15 protein-coding genes and 3 tRNA genes are annotated in these 16,458 nt (G+C 71.7%); 9 read left to right on the top strand and 9 right to left on the bottom strand.

Features of this window, described 5'->3' with window-relative positions; genetic code table 11:
* Nucleotides 1–236: 236 nt before the first annotated feature.
* Entirely contained in the window at nt 237–500 is a 264-nt protein-coding gene (locus tag ACIA5F_RS02055) for a DUF3073 domain-containing protein (RefSeq protein ID WP_399348088.1), read from the top strand.
* A gap of 84 nt (nt 501–584) precedes the next feature.
* Here ACIA5F_RS02055 and purM read toward each other — a convergent pair whose 3' ends face one another.
* From purM to purS, 7 genes are all read right to left on the bottom strand, one after another.
* Nucleotides 585–1,655: a phosphoribosylformylglycinamidine cyclo-ligase gene (purM, locus tag ACIA5F_RS02050; RefSeq protein ID WP_399348086.1), complete on the bottom strand. Its 1,071-nt coding sequence runs from the start codon at nt 1,653–1,655 to the stop codon at nt 585–587.
* A 54-nt stretch (nt 1,656–1,709) separates the two neighbouring features.
* Nucleotides 1,710–3,227 carry an amidophosphoribosyltransferase gene (gene purF / locus ACIA5F_RS02045; protein ID WP_399348084.1) on the bottom strand — a complete coding sequence of 506 codons (1,518 nt, stop codon included), beginning with the start codon at nt 3,225–3,227 and terminating at the stop codon, nt 1,710–1,712.
* A gap of 382 nt (nt 3,228–3,609) precedes the next feature.
* Nucleotides 3,610–4,125, bottom strand: a complete 516-nt coding sequence (locus ACIA5F_RS02040) for an META domain-containing protein (RefSeq protein WP_399348082.1) — start codon at nt 4,123–4,125, stop codon at nt 3,610–3,612.
* Nucleotides 4,126–4,210: 85 nt separating this feature from the next.
* On the bottom strand, nt 4,211–5,002 hold the full coding sequence (locus ACIA5F_RS02035) for a sterol carrier family protein (protein WP_399348080.1): 792 nt from the start codon (nt 5,000–5,002) through the stop codon (nt 4,211–4,213).
* 224 nt (nt 5,003–5,226) lie between these two features.
* A complete protein-coding gene (gene purL, locus ACIA5F_RS02030) occupies nt 5,227–7,500 on the bottom strand; it encodes a phosphoribosylformylglycinamidine synthase subunit PurL (protein WP_399348078.1) in 2,274 nt (757 codons plus the stop codon).
* Between the two features lie 85 nt (nt 7,501–7,585).
* Nucleotides 7,586–8,266 (bottom strand): phosphoribosylformylglycinamidine synthase subunit PurQ, encoded by a 681-nt coding sequence (purQ, locus tag ACIA5F_RS02025; protein WP_399348076.1) that lies wholly within the window; start codon nt 8,264–8,266, stop codon nt 7,586–7,588.
* 2 nt (nt 8,267–8,268) lie between these two features.
* Nucleotides 8,269–8,520 (bottom strand): phosphoribosylformylglycinamidine synthase subunit PurS, encoded by a 252-nt coding sequence (purS, locus tag ACIA5F_RS02020; protein WP_399348074.1) that lies wholly within the window; start codon nt 8,518–8,520, stop codon nt 8,269–8,271.
* A 321-nt stretch (nt 8,521–8,841) separates the two neighbouring features.
* Here purS and ACIA5F_RS02015 point away from each other — a divergent pair, with 321 nt between their 5' ends.
* From ACIA5F_RS02015 to ACIA5F_RS01980, 8 genes are all read left to right on the top strand, one after another.
* A complete protein-coding gene (locus ACIA5F_RS02015; RefSeq protein WP_399348072.1) occupies nt 8,842–9,159 on the top strand; it encodes an Lsr2 family protein in 318 nt (105 codons plus the stop codon).
* 88 nt (nt 9,160–9,247) lie between these two features.
* Nucleotides 9,248–9,319 (top strand) — tRNA-Gly (locus ACIA5F_RS02010).
* 92 nt (nt 9,320–9,411) lie between these two features.
* Nucleotides 9,412–9,484, top strand: a tRNA-Gly gene (locus ACIA5F_RS02005).
* Nucleotides 9,485–9,633: 149 nt separating this feature from the next.
* Entirely contained in the window at nt 9,634–10,575 is a 942-nt protein-coding gene (locus ACIA5F_RS02000; RefSeq protein ID WP_399348070.1) for an ABC transporter ATP-binding protein, read from the top strand.
* Nucleotides 10,572–11,351 (top strand): ABC transporter permease, encoded by a 780-nt coding sequence (locus ACIA5F_RS01995; protein WP_399348068.1) that lies wholly within the window; start codon nt 10,572–10,574, stop codon nt 11,349–11,351. The genes ACIA5F_RS02000 and ACIA5F_RS01995 overlap by 4 nt, the downstream gene beginning before the upstream one ends.
* A 101-nt stretch (nt 11,352–11,452) precedes the next feature.
* Entirely contained in the window at nt 11,453–12,841 is a 1,389-nt protein-coding gene (locus ACIA5F_RS01990) for a sensor histidine kinase (RefSeq protein ID WP_399348067.1), read from the top strand.
* Nucleotides 12,838–13,449, top strand: coding sequence for a response regulator (locus ACIA5F_RS01985; protein ID WP_399348065.1), 612 nt, complete (start codon nt 12,838–12,840; stop codon nt 13,447–13,449). Before ACIA5F_RS01990 ends, ACIA5F_RS01985 begins: the two co-directional genes overlap by 4 nt.
* A gap of 22 nt (nt 13,450–13,471) precedes the next feature.
* Nucleotides 13,472–13,544 (top strand) — tRNA-Gly (locus tag ACIA5F_RS01980).
* Nucleotides 13,545–13,648: 104 nt separating this feature from the next.
* Here ACIA5F_RS01980 and ACIA5F_RS01975 read toward each other — a convergent pair.
* Nucleotides 13,649–14,563 (bottom strand): phosphoribosylaminoimidazolesuccinocarboxamide synthase, encoded by a 915-nt coding sequence (locus ACIA5F_RS01975; protein WP_399348063.1) that lies wholly within the window; start codon nt 14,561–14,563, stop codon nt 13,649–13,651.
* Between the two features lie 180 nt (nt 14,564–14,743).
* The gene (locus ACIA5F_RS01970) at nt 14,744–16,231 is read right to left on the bottom strand and encodes a N,N-dimethylformamidase beta subunit family domain-containing protein (protein WP_399348061.1); all 1,488 of its coding nucleotides are present in this window, start codon (nt 16,229–16,231) and stop codon (nt 14,744–14,746) included.
* Between the last annotated feature and the right edge of the window lie 227 nt (nt 16,232–16,458).

The raw sequence follows: 16,458 nt of genomic DNA, 5'->3' as shown, positions 1-16,458 counted from the left end.
CTGCGCTTCGGCGGGTCGCCCGCCAGGAAAGGGTTAAAATCGCAGCTGACCAGCGAGGACGGGGCGCTTCGCTGGTACTGCACCGGGGCGCGTCATGCGGGCGGCGTACCGTACGGCCGCGGAAGCAGGTACCGTTAAACCCCTACGGACGGTCTCTCCACGGAGAGCCCGCTCCGAACCATGAACGCGTGTCAGACTCTGGGGCCGTCGAGCCCCGTCACCGAGGGGGTCGAGCCATGGGGCGCGGCCGGGCCAAGGCCAAGCAGACAAAGGTCGCCCGCCAGCTGAAGTACAACAGCGGCGGGACTGACCTCTCGCGTCTGGCCAATGAGCTGGGCGCATCGCCGACGGAGCCGCTGCCTGTCAGCGAGCCGGTCGAGGTCGATGACGATCAGGATGACGACGACGACCCGTACGCCAAGTACGCGGCTCTGTACAACGGCGATGACGACGACGAGGACGAAGAGTCCGGTCCGTCGGCACAGCGCCGCGGCGCTTGACGTCGTACAACGTCGGCACGCACCACACGTCGAGAACGAGAAACCCGGTCCAGGGCATTGCCCCGGGCCGGGTTTCCGTGCTGCTCAGCTCGCGTAGGAGCCGGTCAGGGTCGCGCCCTCGGTGTGTGCGCCGCGGTCGGTGACCTCACCGGCGACCCAGGCGTCCAGACCCCGGTCGGCGAGCGTGGTCAGGGCCGCGTCCACCGATCCGGCGGGAACGACGGCCATCATGCCGACGCCCATGTTCAGGGTCTTCTCCAGCTCCAGCCGCTCCACCTGACCGGCCTTGCCGATCAGGTCGAAGACCGGGCCGGGGGCCCAGGTCGAACGGTCGACCGTGGCGTGCAGGTGGTCCGGGATCACCCGGGCCAGGTTGGCCGCCAAGCCGCCGCCGGTGATGTGCGAGAAGGCGTGGACCTCGGTGGTACGGGTGAGGGCCAGGCAGTCCAGCGAGTAGATCTTGGTGGGCTCCAGGAGTTCCTCCCCGAGGGTCCGGCCGAGCTCCTCCACGTGGTCCTCCAGGGCCATCGCGGCCCGGTCGAAGAGCACGTGCCGGACCAGCGAGTACCCGTTCGAGTGAAGGCCCGACGACGCCATCGCGATGATGGCATCACCCGTACGGATGCGATCGGGGCCGAGCAGCCGGTCGTACTCGACCACACCGGTCCCGGCGCCCGCCACGTCGAAGTCGTCCGGGCCCAGCAGGCCCGGGTGCTCCGCCGTCTCTCCGCCGACCAGGGCGCAGCCGGCGAGGACACAGCCCTCGGCGATGCCCTTGACGATGGCGGCGACCCGCTCCGGGTGAACCTTGCCGACGCAGATGTAGTCGGTCATGAAGAGCGGTTCGGCCCCGCAGACGACGATGTCGTCCATGACCATCGCGACCAGGTCGTGGCCGATGGTGTCGTAGACGCCCAGGCGGCGGGCGATGTCCACCTTGGTGCCGACCCCGTCGGTGGCCGAGGCGAGGAGCGGACGCTCGTAGCGCTTGAGGGCGGAGGCGTCGAAGAGGCCGGCGAAACCGCCGAGGCCACCGAGGACCTCGGGGCGCTGTGTCCTCTTCACCCACTCCTTCATCAGCTCGACGGCGCGGTCTCCCGCTTCGATGTCGACGCCCGCGGCTGCGTAGCTGGCACCGGTGGTCTTCTCTGTCATGACAGGAGAGAGCTTTCGTGTCGTTACTGCGGTCGCTGCGGATACAGCGCAGGGTTACGGGCGGCGGAGCGCGTCGGCGGCGTCCGTGCCGCCGGCCAGCTCGGTCTCCAGGAGCTGCTTGCCGAGGAGCTGCGGGTCGGGCAGCTCCATCGGGTACTCGCCGTCGAAGCAGGCACGGCAGAGGTCGGGCTTCTGGATGGTGGTCGCCTCGATCATCGAGTCGAGCGAGATGTACGAGAGCGAGTCCGCGCCCAGGGAGGTGGCGATCTCGTCGACCGTCATGCCGTTGGCGATCAGCTCGGCCCGGGTGGCGAAGTCGATGCCGAAGAAGCACGGCCACTTCACCGGCGGTGAGGAGATCCGGATGTGGACCTCCGCCGCGCCGGCCTCGCGGAGCATTTTGACCAGGGCGCGCTGGGTGTTGCCGCGAACGATCGAGTCGTCCACGACGACCAGTCGCTTGCCCCGGATGACTTCCTTGAGGGGGTTGAGCTTCAGGCGGATGCCGAGCTGGCGGATCGTCTGCGAGGGCTGGATGAAGGTCCGGCCGACATAGGCGTTCTTGACCAGGCCGGAGCCGTACGGAATCCCGCTGGCCTCGGCGTACCCGACGGCGGCGGGCGTGCCGGACTCCGGTGTCGCTATCACCAGATCGGCCTCGGCCGGGGCTTCCTTCGCCAGGCGCCTGCCCATCTCGACACGCGAGAGGTAGACGTTCCGGCCGGCGATGTCGGTGTCCGGGCGCGCCAGGTAGACGTACTCGAAGACACAGCCCTTGGGCTTTGCTTCCGCGAACCGGGAGGTGCGGAGGCCGTTCTCGTCGATCGCGATGAGCTCGCCCGGCTCGACCTCGCGGACGAAGCTGGCCCCGCAGATGTCGAGGGCGGCGGTCTCGCTCGCGACCACCCAGCCGCGTTCCAGGCGGCCGAGGACCAGCGGGCGGATGCCCTGCGGGTCACGGGCGGTGTAGAGGGTTCCCTCGTCCATGAAGACCAGGGAGAAGGCTCCCTTGACCTGGGGGAGGACCTTGGCGGCCGACTCCTCGATGGTCAGGGGTTTGCCGTCGTCGTCCGTCTGGCCGGCCAGCAGGGCCGTGACCAGGTCGGTGTCGTTGGTGGCGGCCACCTGCGTGGCCCGACCGTCCTGACGGGGGAGGTCGGCGACCATCTCGGCGAGCTCGGCGGTGTTCACCAGGTTGCCGTTGTGGCCCAGGGCGATCGAGCCGTGGGCGGTCGCGCGGAAAGTGGGTTGCGCGTTCTCCCAGACGGAGGCCCCGGTGGTCGAGTAGCGGGCGTGACCGACCGCGATATGACCTTGGAGCGAGCCGAGAGAGGTTTCGTCGAAGACCTGGGAAACGAGGCCCATGTCCTTGAAGACGAGGATCTGGGAACCGTTGCTCACAGCGATTCCCGCGGACTCTTGTCCGCGGTGCTGCAGTGCATACAGTCCGAAGTAGGTGAGCTTGGCGACCTCTTCACCCGGAGCCCAGACACCGAAGACGCCGCAAGCGTCCTGGGGGCCTTTCTCTCCGGGGAGCAGGTCGTGGTTGAGTCGTCCATCACCACGAGGCACGGCACCGAGTGTAGGCGAGATCGACCACCGGTCCGAATTGGGGACGTCGCGGAAAAGTCACAGTGCGGACAGTCCGGTAACACCTGCGGAGGGTGACCGCCTCGATATCCGGAATGCCCTGGTTGACAGCCGACTGGGGATTCGTACAGGCTTCCGCACCGGGCGGCCCGTCGGTGACCACGCCGTCATCCTCGCCGCGCGCCGGCGCGTGGACCTGGCCCGTGTCACGAGCGCCGTCTGTCGCCGTTCCGCGTCGACACGCGCTTTTCCTCCTTTATCTCTGATTTCCTGCTTTAAGACCTTTAAGCACGAACCTGCCCTTTCGTGCCGTGCGCGCTGCCCGCTGTTCCGCTCCGGCCGGGGCGGGGCGGGGCGGGGCGGGTCATTCCACCGACGAGGACGCCTCGGCGCTCAGGCCCGTGCCGTCGGGCGCGGTGAGGGTCAAGGTCCGGCCCCGGACGCCCCAGGTGAGCGGGCCCGCGCCGAACAGCCCGGTCAGCGCCCGCTCGGCCTCGCCCGCCGGGCCCGGACAGGCCATCCGGGTGGTGGTCAGCGGCCCGAAGGTGACCGAGGAACCGTCCACGGTGGCCCTGGCGTTGAACCGGTTGCAGCCGAGGGTGCCGCTCGCGGCTCCGTCGGCGGCGAGGGTGAACCGGGCCGCGCGGGTGCCCTCGGCGGGTACGGAGGGCCCGGCGGCCCCGGTGGTCAGGGCCGTGACGTTCCACCAGGTGACGACGAGCGGAGCGTCCGGGTCCGGGGTCGGGGACGCGGTGGTCCCCGGGCCGGGCGTGGCGGGCCGCGGAGCCGGCACACCACAGGCGACGAGGGCGGCGAGGAGGGCGAGGGCGATGCCCGCGACGAACTCCGGCGTGGGGCGGGGGTGCGAAGGCGTGGACATGTCCCTGGGACGGACCGGGTCCGGAATCGGTTCCGTCCGGACCGTTCCGTCCGGACCGCGCGCCGGACGGCCCGGCCGCGGGGCCTCAGCTCATCACGGGGAGCAGCGACGACAGGTCGGCCCGGTCGCCACTGGCCCTGACCCGGGCCTCCGCCACCGCCTCGGCCCAGCCCGTACGGCCCGTCGCGAGCCGCAGCCACGTCAGCGGGTCGGTCTCGACCACGTTCGGCGGGGTGCCCCGGGTGTGGCGGGGGCCCTCGACGCACTGGACCACCGCGAAGGGCGGGACGCGCACCTCGACCGCGCCACCGGGCGCCTTGAGCGCCAGGGCGTCGGCGAGCAGCCGGGTGCACGCGGCCAGCGCCTGCCGCTCCACGGGGATGTCCAGGCCGGCGGCCCGGTTCAGGTCGTCGGTGTGGACCACCAGTTCGACGGTCCGGGTGACCAGGAAGTCGGCGAGGGTCATCGGCCCGATCCACAGGTCCAGCACCCGGTCGTCGGGGTGCTCGGCCAGCGCGGCGGCCATCCGGGCACCGGCCCGCTCGTACAGCTCGGGCAGCGGCGCGCCGCCCAGGCTCTCACGGGCGGCGGCGTCGATCCTCCCGGCGAGGGGGGCGGTGACGAAGGGCCACTGGACGGCCGTGAGCGTGGCGGCGGGGGCGGGCGGCCGGGCGAGGCCACCGGCCAGGGAGTCCGCGACCCACGCGATGTGGGCGGCCAGATCGGCCACGGTCCACTCCCCGAGCCCGGCGCTGCGGCCGAGCTGCCCGGGGGTCAGCCCCGGCACGGCCGCGGCGATGTGCCCGAACTGCGCGGTGACGGCAGCGCGCGTCCTGGCGGGGTCGTAGGTACGCGGTTTCCTCTTCACGGACGGCATGCCCCGACCCTACTCGCGCCCGGAGCGGAGCCCCGGCGGTGAACACCGCGCCGCCGCACGGGAGTCCGGCGCCGGGCCCGACCGCGCGGACCACCGGACCACCGGTCACCGGGCCCGCGAGCGCACCGGCCCCCGCCCGGAGGACCGGACGGGGGCTCGGAGCACAGCGGCGATCGGGCCGACCCGATGACCGGGCCGGAACGGCGATCAGGCCGGAGCGGTGATCAGGCCAGCAGGGCCGGGATCGTCGTCTCGTGGGCCGTGCGCAGCTCGGCCAGCGGGAGGGTGAACTCGCCCTGGATCTCGATCTCCTCGCCGTCCACCACACCGATGCGGGTGGCGGGCAGGCCCCGCGCGCCGCACATGTCGGTGAACCGGAGCTCCTCGCTGCGCGGGACGGCCACGACGGCCCGGCCCGCGGACTCGGAGAACAGGAACGTGAAGGCGTCCAGCGCCTCGGGGACCACGATCCGGGCACCGTTCCCGCCGCGCAGGCAGGACTCGGTGAGCGCCTGGATCAGGCCGCCGTCCGACAGGTCGTGCGCGGCGTCGATCATGCCGTCGCGCGACGCCGAGATCAGGATCTCGCCGAGCAGCTTCTCGCGGCCCAGGTCCACCCGGGGCGGCAGCCCGCCCAGGTGGTCGTGGACCACCTGGGACCAGGCCGAACCGCCGAACTCCTCGGCGGTGTCGCCCAGCAGGTACAGCAGCTGGCCGGCCTCCGCGAACGCCATCGGCGTCCGGCGGTTCACGTCGTCGATCACACCGAGGACGGCCACGACCGGGGTCGGGTGGATCGCGGTGTCACCGGTCTGGTTGTAGAGCGAGACGTTGCCGCCGGTCACCGGGGTGCCCAGCTCCAGACAGCCGTCCGCGAGCCCCCGGCACGCCTCGGCGAACTGCCACATGACGCCCGGGTCCTCGGGCGAGCCGAAGTTCAGGCAGTCGGAGACGGCCAGCGGCTTGGCCCCGGTCGCGGCGACGTTGCGGTACGCCTCGGCCAGGGCGAGCTGCGCGCCCGTGTACGGGTCGAGCTTGGCGAAGCGGCCGTTGCCGTCGGTGGCCATGGCGACGCCGAGGTTGGTCTCCTCGTCGATGCGGACCATGCCCGCGTCCTCCGGCTGCGACAGCACGGTGTTGCCCTGCACGAAGCGGTCGTACTGGTCGGTCACCCACGCCTTCGACGCCTGGTTCGGGGAGGAGACCAGGGCGAGGACCTGCGCGCGCAGCTCGGCCGAAGTGGCCGGGCGCGGGAGCTTGTTGGCGTCGTCGGCCTGGAGCGCGTCCTGCCACTCGGGGCGGGCGTACGGGCGCTCGTAGACCGGGCCCTCGTGGGCGACGGTGCCCGGCGGCACGTCCACGATCTGCTCGCCGTGCCAGAAGATCTCCAGCCGCTCGCCCTCGGTCACCTCACCGATGACGGTGGCGATGACGTCCCACTTCTCGCAGATCTCCATGAACCGCGCGATGTGCTGCGGCTCCACGATCGCGCACATGCGCTCCTGCGACTCGCTCATGAGGATCTCCTCGGGCGAGAGGGTCGCGTCGCGCAGCGGGACGGTGTCGAGGTCGACCCGCATGCCGCCGGAACCGGCGGAGGCCAGCTCGCTCGTGGCGCAGGAGAGCCCGGCGCCGCCGAGGTCCTGGATGCCCGCGACCAGCTTCTCCTTGAAGATCTCCAGGGTGCACTCGATGAGGAGCTTCTCCTGGAAGGGGTCGCCGACCTGGACCGCGGGGCGCTTCTTGGGCTTGCCCGTGCCGGAGGCACTGTCGGACGCGGCGTCGAAGGTCTCGGAGGCGAGGACCGAGACGCCGCCGATGCCGTCGCCGCCGGTGCGGGCCCCGTAGAGGACGACCTTGTTGCCGGGGCCGGAAGCCTGGGCGAGGTGGATGTCCTCGTGCTTCATCACACCGATGCAGCCCGCGTTGACCAGCGGGTTGCCCTGGTAGCAGGCGTCGAAGACGACCTCGCCGCCGATGTTGGGCAGGCCCAGGCAGTTGCCGTAGCCGCCGATGCCCGCGACGACTCCGGGGAGCACGCGCTTGGTGTCGGGGTGGTCGGCCGCGCCGAAGCGCAGCGGGTCCACGACGGCGACCGGGCGGGCGCCCATGGCCAGGATGTCGCGGACGATGCCGCCGATGCCGGTGGCCGCGCCCTGGTAGGGCTCGATGTACGAGGGGTGGTTGTGCGACTCGACCTTGAAGGTGACCGCGTAACCCTGGCCGACGTCGACGACGCCCGCGTTCTCGCCGATGCCGACGAGCATCGCGTCGTTCTCGGGGGCCTTCTCGCCGAACTGCCGCAGGTGGACCTTGCTGCTCTTGTACGAGCAGTGCTCGGACCACATGACCGAGTACATGGCGAGCTCGGCACCGGTGGGACGGCGGCCGAGGATCTCCCGGACACGGGCGTACTCGTCCTCCTTGAGGCCGAGTTCCTTCCAGGGCTGCGCCGCGTCCGGGGTGTCGGTGGCGTGCTTGACGGTGTCGAGGGTCACGCTCGGTCGCTCCTTCGCGCGCAGTGGTTCTGAAGTCGCGGGGCGGGGCGCTCAGTCGCTCCCTCGGCTGTTCCGGTACAGGGACTCATGCGGAGACCAGCTTCTTCAGGACCGAGGTGAAGAACGGGAGGCCGTCGGTGCGGCCCGTCCCGATCAGCGGCTCCACCGCGTGCTCGGGGTGGGGCATCAGACCGACGACGTTGCCCGCCGCGTTGGTGATGCCCGCGATGTCACGGAGCGAGCCGTTCGGGTTGCCGTCCAGGTAGCGGAAGGCCACCCGGCCCTCGGCCTCCAGCTCGTCGAGCGTGCGCTCGTCGGCGGTGTACCGGCCGTCCATGTTCTTGAGCGGGACGGAGATCTCCTGGCCGGCGGTGTAGTCGCCGGTCCACGCGGTCTCCGCGTTCTCCACCCGCAGCTTCTGGTCGCGGCAGACGAAGTGCAGGTGGTTGTTGCGGAGCATCGCCCCGGGCAGCAGGTGGGCCTCGGTGAGGACCTGGAAGCCGTTGCAGATGCCGAGGACCGGCATACCGGCCCTGGCCTGCTCGATGACGGTCTCCATCACCGGCGAGAAGCGGGAGATGGCCCCGGCGCGCAGGTAGTCCCCGTAGGAGAAACCGCCCGCGAGGACGACCGCGTCGACCTGGTGCAGGTCCTTGTCGCGGTGCCACAACGAGACCGGCTCGGCCCCCACGAGGCGGACGGCGCGCAGCGAGTCACGGTCGTCGAGCGTCCCGGGGAAGGTGACGACTCCGATGCGAGTGGTCACCGTCAGGCCTCGACCTTCACGGTGAAGTCCTCGATGACGGTGTTGGCGAGGAACGTTTCGGCCATCTGGTGGATGCGGTCGAGGGCGGCCTCGTCGACCGGTCCCTCCACATCCAGTTCGAAACGCTTCCCCTGGCGGACGTCGGCGATCCCCTCGAAGCCCAGGCGCGGCAGTGCACGCTGCACCGCCTGGCCCTGAGGGTCGAGGATCTCCGGCTTGAGCATGACGTCGACTACGACGCGTGCCACTGGCACTCCCGTTGGATGGTTGGTGCGAAGGCGGTTCCCTCAGCGTACCCGGCGAAAATTTCTACGCGGGTAGATACAGTGGGCCCACGATCGCCCGGCCGTTTCCGCCGCACCAACCCTTCGCAAAATCCGGCAGAAAAATCCGCGTCCGGGATTGCGGCGGGACACGCTGAGACAATTAACTGGGCTTCGCAATGCAATGAGATTCGCGGTACAAAGGAATCATCCGGGATTCCGGCGGAAAGATGCATTGCTCCGAGAACATCCACACAGTCGACATCGCCGCACGTCACCTTGTGACGGTGTCGCACGAAGGGACCGATATCCGTGGCGCAGCGCGTAGTAGTCACGCTCTCCGACGACATCGATGGCGGAGAAGCGACGGAAACGGTCGTGTTCTCCCTGGACGGCAAGTCGTACGAGATCGACCTCAATGCGGCCAACGCTAAGAACCTCCGGAAGGGCCTGGCCCCGTTCGTGGCCGCCGGCCGCCGCCAGTCCCGCTCGGGGAAGGCCTTCAAGCACACGTCCATCGCCCCCGACCCGGCGGTCGTCAGGGCCTGGGCCCGGTCCAACCAGCACGACGTACCGCCCCGCGGACGCATCCCCAAGAGGATCTACGAGGCGTACAACGCGGCCCACTGACAGTCGATTTGCCATCCACCCCCCTGTGTCGGCTAGTGTGTGGATCACGCCGAGGGGCCAGGCCGAAAGCCGAAACCCTGAAGGTCGTGCGGGTGTAGTTCAGTAGCAGAACATCCTCCTTCCAGGGGGAAGGCGCAGTGTGCGATCCCTGTCACCCGCTCTGCACGCTTTACCGACCATCGAGATGGATCAGGTAGAGTGATGCTCGCATCGCCCGGCGGTCTCTTCTGGAGATCACGCCGTTGCGAGTCTGCGGACGTAGCTCAGTTGGTAGAGCACCACCTTGCCAAGGTGGATGTCGCGAGTTCGAGTCTCGTCGTCCGCTCAGAGTGCGAAGGCCCCGGTCCAATGGACCGGGGCCTTCGTCGTTTCCCCGCATTCCCCCGTGACACGGGATTCCCCGATGACAAATGTCATCGGCGCTCATGACAGCGCGCACTGCCCGACCGCCCGGACCGGGCCGAGGCTTGAGCCATGACTGACACAGTGATCGGGGCCGAGGGCCTGCGACGGAGCTACTCGGGCGGCTTCGAGGCCGTACGCGGCGTCTCCTTCTCCGTGGCCCGGGGCGAGATCTTCGCCCTGCTCGGGACCAACGGCGCGGGCAAGACCTCCACCGTCGAGCTGCTGGAGGGCCTGGCCGCGCCGAGCGGCGGCGAGGTCCGCGTCCTGGGCCTCGACCCGTACACGCGGCGGGCCGAGGTCCGCCCGCGCACCGGGGTCATGCTCCAGGAGGGCGGCTTCCCCTCCGACCTGTCCGTCACCGAGACCGTACGGATGTGGAGCGGGGTCACCACCGGGGCCCGCCCGGCGGCGGAGGTGCTCGGCCTGGTCGGTCTGGCCGCGCGGTCCGGCGTCCGCGTCAAGCAGCTCTCCGGCGGCGAACGGCGCCGACTGGACCTGGCCCTGGCCCTGCTGGGACGGCCCGAGGTGCTGTTCCTGGACGAGCCGACGACCGGGATGGACCCCGAAGGCCGCCGGGACACCTGGGCGTTGGTACGGGAACTGCGGGACCAGGGCACCACGGTGCTGCTGACCACGCACTACCTGGAGGAGGCCGAGGAACTCGCCGACCGGCTGGCGATCCTGCACGAAGGACAGCTCGTCCTGTCGGGCACCCCGGCCGAGGTGACCGCCACCCGGCCCTCGCGCATCCGCTTCACCCTGCCGGCCGGGGTCCCCGCCGGCCGGCTGCCGCTGGCCCTGCACGCGGCGGCCGACGGACAGCGGGTGGAGATCCGTACCGAACGGCTCCAGGCCGACCTGGCGGCGCTGCTCCGCTGGGCCGAGGAGTCCGGCACCCCTCTGACCGGGCTCGACGCCCGCTCCGCCTCCCTGGAAGAGGCGTTCCTGGACATAGCGCGGGACCGCCGCCACAGCGCGGACCGCACCGACGAGACGGCGGGCACCCGATGAACACGCTGACCCTGAACCCCGGCCGGCTCGCCGCACTGGGCCGCTCCGAACTGACCCTGCTGGTCCGCAACCGGGCCGCGCTGAGCATCGCCCTGCTGATGCCGCTGCTGATGGTCATGACCCTGCGCTCCACCCTGGACCCGGAGACCCTGGGCGCGGGACCGCACGCGATGGGCATCGGCGAAGCCACCCTGACCGGCGGGATCGGGATGGTGCTGATCCTCGTCGTGTACATGAACCTGGTCTCCGCCTACGTGGCCCGGCGCGAGGAACTCGTCCTCAAGCGGCTGCGCACCGGCGAGGCGAACGACCTGGAGATCCTGGCCGGGGCCGCGCTGCCCTCCGCCGTCCTCGCGCTCGGCCAGATCGCCGTGCTCGTGATGGCCGGGGCCGCCGCCCTGGACGCGAAGGCGCCGGCCAACCCGGCGCTGCTGGTGGCCGCCGTCCTCGCGGGGATCGTGCTGCTGGCCGGTCTGTCGGCCCTGACCAGCTCCTTCACCCGCAATGTGGAGAGCGCCGGGCTCACCACGATGCCGCTGTTCCTGCTGACCGCGTTCGGCTCCGAACTGTTCCTGCCGGGCAACGCCCTGCCCGGCCCCCTGGCCCGGGCGTGCGAGCTGCTGCCGCTGAGCGGTGTGATGACCCTGGTGCGGGCCGGCTGGCTCGGCGGCGCGGAGGCCGGGAGCCTGCTGGCGCCCGCACTCGTCACCCTGGCCTGGATCGCGCTCACCGTGTGGGCCGTCCGCCGGTGGTTCCGCTGGGAACCGCGCCGGTAACGTCTCCAGGAACCCCGACCGGCCCGGCCCGGGGTGACGGCGGGACCCGGGATCATGTATCGACTTGTCGTCAACGCAGTGCCGATCCAGGGGACGGAACCATGTCGAAGCTGACCGGGTGGTGGAAGAACCGCAGCAGCGCGGAGAAGGTCGAGCTGTACACCCGCTGGTCGTTCCACTTCTTCGTGGTCATCGAGATCTTCTCGGTCGGGCTGGCCGCAGTGGCCAGTGCGGCCGACGGCTCCTCCCTGCTGGTCCCGCTCTCCCTGCTGCTGATGGTGTGCGCGCACTCCGTTCTCGTCGGGGTGCTCTCCTCCCGGGCGCTGGACTGGGTGGTGGCGCGGCGCGCGCGGCCGGTACGCCTCGCGGGGGCGACGGCCGTCCTGACGGCCGCGGCCTGTCTGACCGTCCTCGTACTGGACCGGGCCGAGGCGACGGGCACCGCGGAGGTGGCCCCCACCCTGGTCGTGGGCATGCTCTGCTTCACCGTCGGCTCCCTGGTGCTCTGCCTGAAGCGGGTCCGGCACATGCAGTACGTCGTCCTGAGCGCGGCGGGCGGCACGGGGGTGGCGGCGCTCGCCGTGGACCTGCCGACCGGCACAGCCCTCGGGTACGCGGTCGGGGTACTGATGACCAGCGTGTTCATCAGCGCGGCCTGCGGGTTCTCGGCGTGGCTGCTGAACACGGTGCGGGAGCTGGACCGCTCCCGCGAGCTCCAGGCCCAGCTGGCGGTGGCCCAGGAACGGCTGCGGTTCGGCCGGGACCTGCACGACGTGATGGGCCGCAACCTCGCGGTGATCGCGCTCAAGAGCGAGCTGGCGGTCCAGCTGGCCCGGCGCGAACGCCCGGAGGCGGTGGACCAGATGATCGAGGTCCAGCGGATCGCCCGGGAGTCCCAGCGGGAGGTGCGGGACGTGGTGCGCGGCTACCGGGAAGCGGACCTCACGGTGGAGCTGGCGGGCGCGCGGGGGGTGCTGAGCGCCGCCGGGATCGACTGCCGGGTGGAGCTGCGGGAACGGCGCCCGCTGCCCCCGGCGGTGCAGTCGGCGCTCGGCTGGGTCGTACGGGAGGCGACCACGAACGTGCTGCGGCACGGGGAGCCGGGCCGCTGCGTGATCCGGCTGGCGGCGGACGGGGGCGGGGACGGCGGCGGCCTGGTCCTGACGGTGGAGAACGACGGGGTACCCGCGACACCCGCCGCGGGGGACGGGAAGCCGGGCTCCGGGCTGGCCGGGCTGCGCGAGCGGCTGGCCGCCCTGGACGGCACCCTGGAGGCCGGACCGGCGGCCGGCGGACTGTTCCGGGTGCGGGCCGCGATCCCCGCGGACCGGCTCCGCGAGAGCCCGGACCCCGGGGAGCGGGACGCGGCGGACACCGCGCCGTACGGGAACGCGCACGGCGGTGCGGGCGGCGGTGCGGGCGGCGGTGCGGGCGGGAACACGAACGGGAAGGCCGTGGACATGGCGGATGTGAAGGAGGTGCGGGCGTGAGCCCCGTACGTGTACTGCTGGCCGATGACGAGCACCTGATCCGGGGCGCGCTCGCCGCGCTGCTGGCCCTGGAGGACGACCTGCTGGTCGTCGCGGAGGCGGCCTCGGGCCCGGAGGCCCTCGCGATGGCCCGGGCGCACCGGCCGGACGTGGCCGTGCTGGACCTCCAGATGCCGGGGGCGGACGGTGTGAGCGTGGCCACATCCCTGCGGGCCGAACTCCCGGAGTGCAGAACCATGATCGTGACGAGCCACGGCCGTCCCGGACACCTGAAACGGGCCCTGGCGGCAGGGGTACGGGCCTTCGCGCCGAAGACGGTGTCGGCGCAACGGCTGGCCGAGCTGATCCGGACCGTGCACGCCGGAGGCCGCTACGTGGACCCGGAGTTGGCGGCCGACGCGATCAGCGCGGGTGACTCGCCGCTCACCGCCCGCGAGGCGGAGGTGCTGGAACTCGCCGGGGACGGAGCGCCCATCGCCGAGATCGCGGAGCGCGCCGCCCTGTCCCAGGGGACCGTACGGAACTATTTGTCCTCGGCGGCGTCGAAGCTGGGGGCCGAGAACCGGCACACCGCGGTCCGTCTCGCGCGGGAACGGGGTTGGGTATAGTGGTCTCCGCGCCACGGCGCATGCGGACGTAGCTCAGTTGGTAGAGCACCACCTTGCCAAGGTGGATGTCGCGAGTTCGAGTCTCGTCGTCCGCTCAGAGCGCGAAGGCCCCGGTCCACTGGACCGGGGCCTTCGTCGTGCGGGCCCGGCGCCGGGAGGCCCGTGGCCGGGGGTCAGGGGCCGGGCCCGGGGCAGGGGGTCAGGACCAGCTCTTCCAGGTCTGGCCGGTGATCCGCTCGTACGCCTCGATGTACTTGGCGCGGGTCCGGTCGACGATCTCCTGCGGCAGGGCGGGGGGCGGGAGTTCGCCCTTGCGGTCCCAGCCGGAGGCGGGCGAGGTCAGCCAGTCGCGGACGAACTGCTTGTCGAAGGAGGGCTGGGCGTGGCCCGGCTCCCACCGGTCCGCGGGCCAGAAGCGGGAGGAGTCCGGGGTCAGCACCTCGTCGGCGGCGACCAGCGTGCCGTCCTGGGCGTCGAAGCCGAACTCGAACTTGGTGTCCGCCAGGATGATCCCGCGCTCGCGGGCGATGTCCCGGGCGCGGCCGTAGACGGCCAGCGTGGTCCGGCGCAGCAGCGCGGCGGTCTCGGCGCCGGTGGTGCGCGCGACCTCTTCGTAGGAGACGTTCTCGTCGTGCTCGCCGACCGCGGCCTTGGCGGCCGGGGTGAAGATCGGCGCGGGCAGCTCGGAGCCGTCGACGAGCCCCTCGGGGAGCGCGAGCCCGCAGACCGTACGGGTCTGCTCGTACTCGGCGAGGCCGGAGCCGGTGAGGTAGCCGCGGGCCACGCACTCCACCGGGACCATGTCGAGGCCGCGGCAGATCAGGGTGCGGCCGGCCCAGTCGGCGGGGGCTCCGGCGGGCAGCCCGGTGGAGAGGACGTGGTTCGGGACGAGGTCCGCGAGCTGGTCGAACCACCAGAGGGAGAGCTGGGTGAGGACGCGGCCCTTGTCCGGGATTCCGGTGGGGAGGACCCAGTCGAAGGCGGAGATGCGGTCGCTGGCGACCATGACGAGGTTGCCGTCCTGGTCCCGGTAGAGGTCGCGCACCTTGCCGGTGTGGAGGTGGACGAGGCCCGGCACCTGCACCGGCTCGGGCTTTTCGACGAATCCGGACACGGGGTCTCCCTGTGGTTCTGTATGAGGCGCACCCCGATTCTCGCGCACCGGGCCCCGCCTCCCCGGCAGGGGGTCGTCTCCTCGATGGGGGGCGTCCGGCCCGGCCCGCCGGTCCACGCGCACCGCCCGGTGCCCCGCCGCCCGGCCCCTCGGGTCGGCCCCGTAGCTCGGTCCCGCAGGTCAGTCCCTCTTGCAGATCCGGTCGAGGAGGTTGGCCGTGGCCCGCTGGACCCGTTCGTCGACGTGGCCGGGTCGGTCGAGCGCCGGGGACCAGGCGAAGGTGCCCGAGGCGAAGACCAGGGCGCCGCTGGGGGCCCGGTAGAGCGAGGTCTCCTGGTGGCGGCGGTGGCCCCCGGGGTCGAGGTAGGGCGAGTGGGCGAGCAGGATGCGGTCCTGGTGCGCGGGGAGCTGGGTGCGCGGGAAGTACCGGTCGGCCTCGCCCGCGACCAGGCCGGGCAGTTCGTCGTTCTCGGCGGCGCCGGTCGACTCCCAGAGCCAGTGCGTGGCGTTGCGCACGACCAGGGGCGCGGGCTCCGGGACCTGGCCCGCGTACTGGATGCCGAGCAGTTGCTGCTCGGGGCGGTCGACCTCGCGCCACAGGCTGGAGCGGCCGGGGCCCCGGCGTTTTCGGCAGGTGAGGAGGCGGTCCTCGACCCCGGAGGCGGAGGGGGCCAGCTCCACCTGCCAGTACATGGTGTTCGCGGAGAGGAAGACGAGCGAGGTGCCGTGCTCCCGGGCGCGCTCGACGGTGCGGCGCATGGGGGCCGACCAGTACTCGTCGTGGCCGGGGAAGACCAGGCCCCGGTAGCGGGTGGGGTCGACGCGGCCGGCGTGCAGGTCGCGGGTGTCGGCGTAGGCGAGGTCGTAGCCGTAGCGCTCGGCCCAGCGGATGAAGTCGTAGGCGTGGCCGACGTGCAGGGGCAGGCCCGCACCGGCGTAGGGGCGGTCGAAGGAGACGGTGACGGCCGCGTCCTCCTCGCCCAGCAGCCGGCCCCGCTCGTCCCAGGCGTGGTAGAGGCTGGCGCCGGTCCGGCCGTCCTCCGGGTAGAGGTTGTACGCCTGCCAGGTGACGTCGGGGAGGAGGAGCAGCAGGTCGGCGGGCTGGTCGTCGCGGACCGTGAAGGGGATGTGGGAGCGGTAGCCGTCGACGGTGGTGAGGACGGCGACGTACGCCCCGAGGTTCCAGTACGAGGGGACCTGGAGCCGCCAGGAGAGCCACCAGTGGTGGCACGAGACGGTGCGGTCGGCGGTGAGGGGGGGCGGCTGGACGATGCCGGAGAGCCGGGGGCTGGTGATGATCTTGGAGGCCCCGTCGCCGCCGTAGTGGCCGATCCGGTAGATGTCGACGGAGAACTGCTGGGGCGGGTCGACGGTGATGTGGAAGTCGATGGCCTCGCCGGGGGCCACGGCGTCGGTGGAGGCGAAGCCCTTGATCTGGCGGTGCACGTCGTCGGCGGTGCGGGGGCCGCCGGTGCCGCGGGCGCGGGGAACGCGGCCGGTGCCCGCGGCGGCGCTGGCCGGGTCCACGTACCAGGGGACGACGTGGCCGGTGTCGTCGAAGTACAGCTCACTGCCCCGGAACCAGGGCAGGGGGCCCTGCCCGAAGGGGTCGTTCACCGCGTGCGCGAGCGCACCTGACTCCCAGCGACGGATCTGGTCCGTACCCATACCGCTCCCCTCCCTCACTCCCCCGAGCGCGCCTGTTTCACGCCGGTTCGCGCGCTGTTTCAGGACATCCAGCCGCGACCGGTCCCAGCACATCACATAACGCACGCACTCCGTCACCGTTCGTCGCGAATTGGCGTGACCGGAACCCCACTCCCCTGGTCCGGGGCGTCCGTGCTTCCGGGCCGGGGGGCGGGGTGCGCCGTAGGGGGACGGCGCGAGGGGACAGT

This window comes from Streptomyces sp. NPDC051567, from assembly GCF_044454165.1.
GTDB lineage: Bacteria > Actinomycetota > Actinomycetes > Streptomycetales > Streptomycetaceae > Streptomyces.
This window is presented reverse-complemented; position numbering and strand designations above follow the sequence as displayed.

Coding starts and splice junctions, on each gene's coding strand:
- ACIA5F_RS02055 (WP_399348088.1), top strand. CDS start 237: ATGGGGCGCGGCCGGGCCAAGGCCAAGCAGACAAAGGTCGCCCGCCAG.
- purM (WP_399348086.1), bottom strand. CDS start 1,655: ATGACAGAGAAGACCACCGGTGCCAGCTACGCAGCCGCGGGCGTCGAC.
- ACIA5F_RS02040 (WP_399348082.1), bottom strand. CDS start 4,125: ATGTCCACGCCTTCGCACCCCCGCCCCACGCCGGAGTTCGTCGCGGGC.
- ACIA5F_RS02035 (WP_399348080.1), bottom strand. CDS start 5,002: ATGCCGTCCGTGAAGAGGAAACCGCGTACCTACGACCCCGCCAGGACG.
- ACIA5F_RS02000 (WP_399348070.1), top strand. CDS start 9,634: ATGACTGACACAGTGATCGGGGCCGAGGGCCTGCGACGGAGCTACTCG.
- ACIA5F_RS01995 (WP_399348068.1), top strand. CDS start 10,572: ATGAACACGCTGACCCTGAACCCCGGCCGGCTCGCCGCACTGGGCCGC.
- ACIA5F_RS01990 (WP_399348067.1), top strand. CDS start 11,453: ATGTCGAAGCTGACCGGGTGGTGGAAGAACCGCAGCAGCGCGGAGAAG.
- ACIA5F_RS01970 (WP_399348061.1), bottom strand. CDS start 16,231: ATGGGTACGGACCAGATCCGTCGCTGGGAGTCAGGTGCGCTCGCGCAC.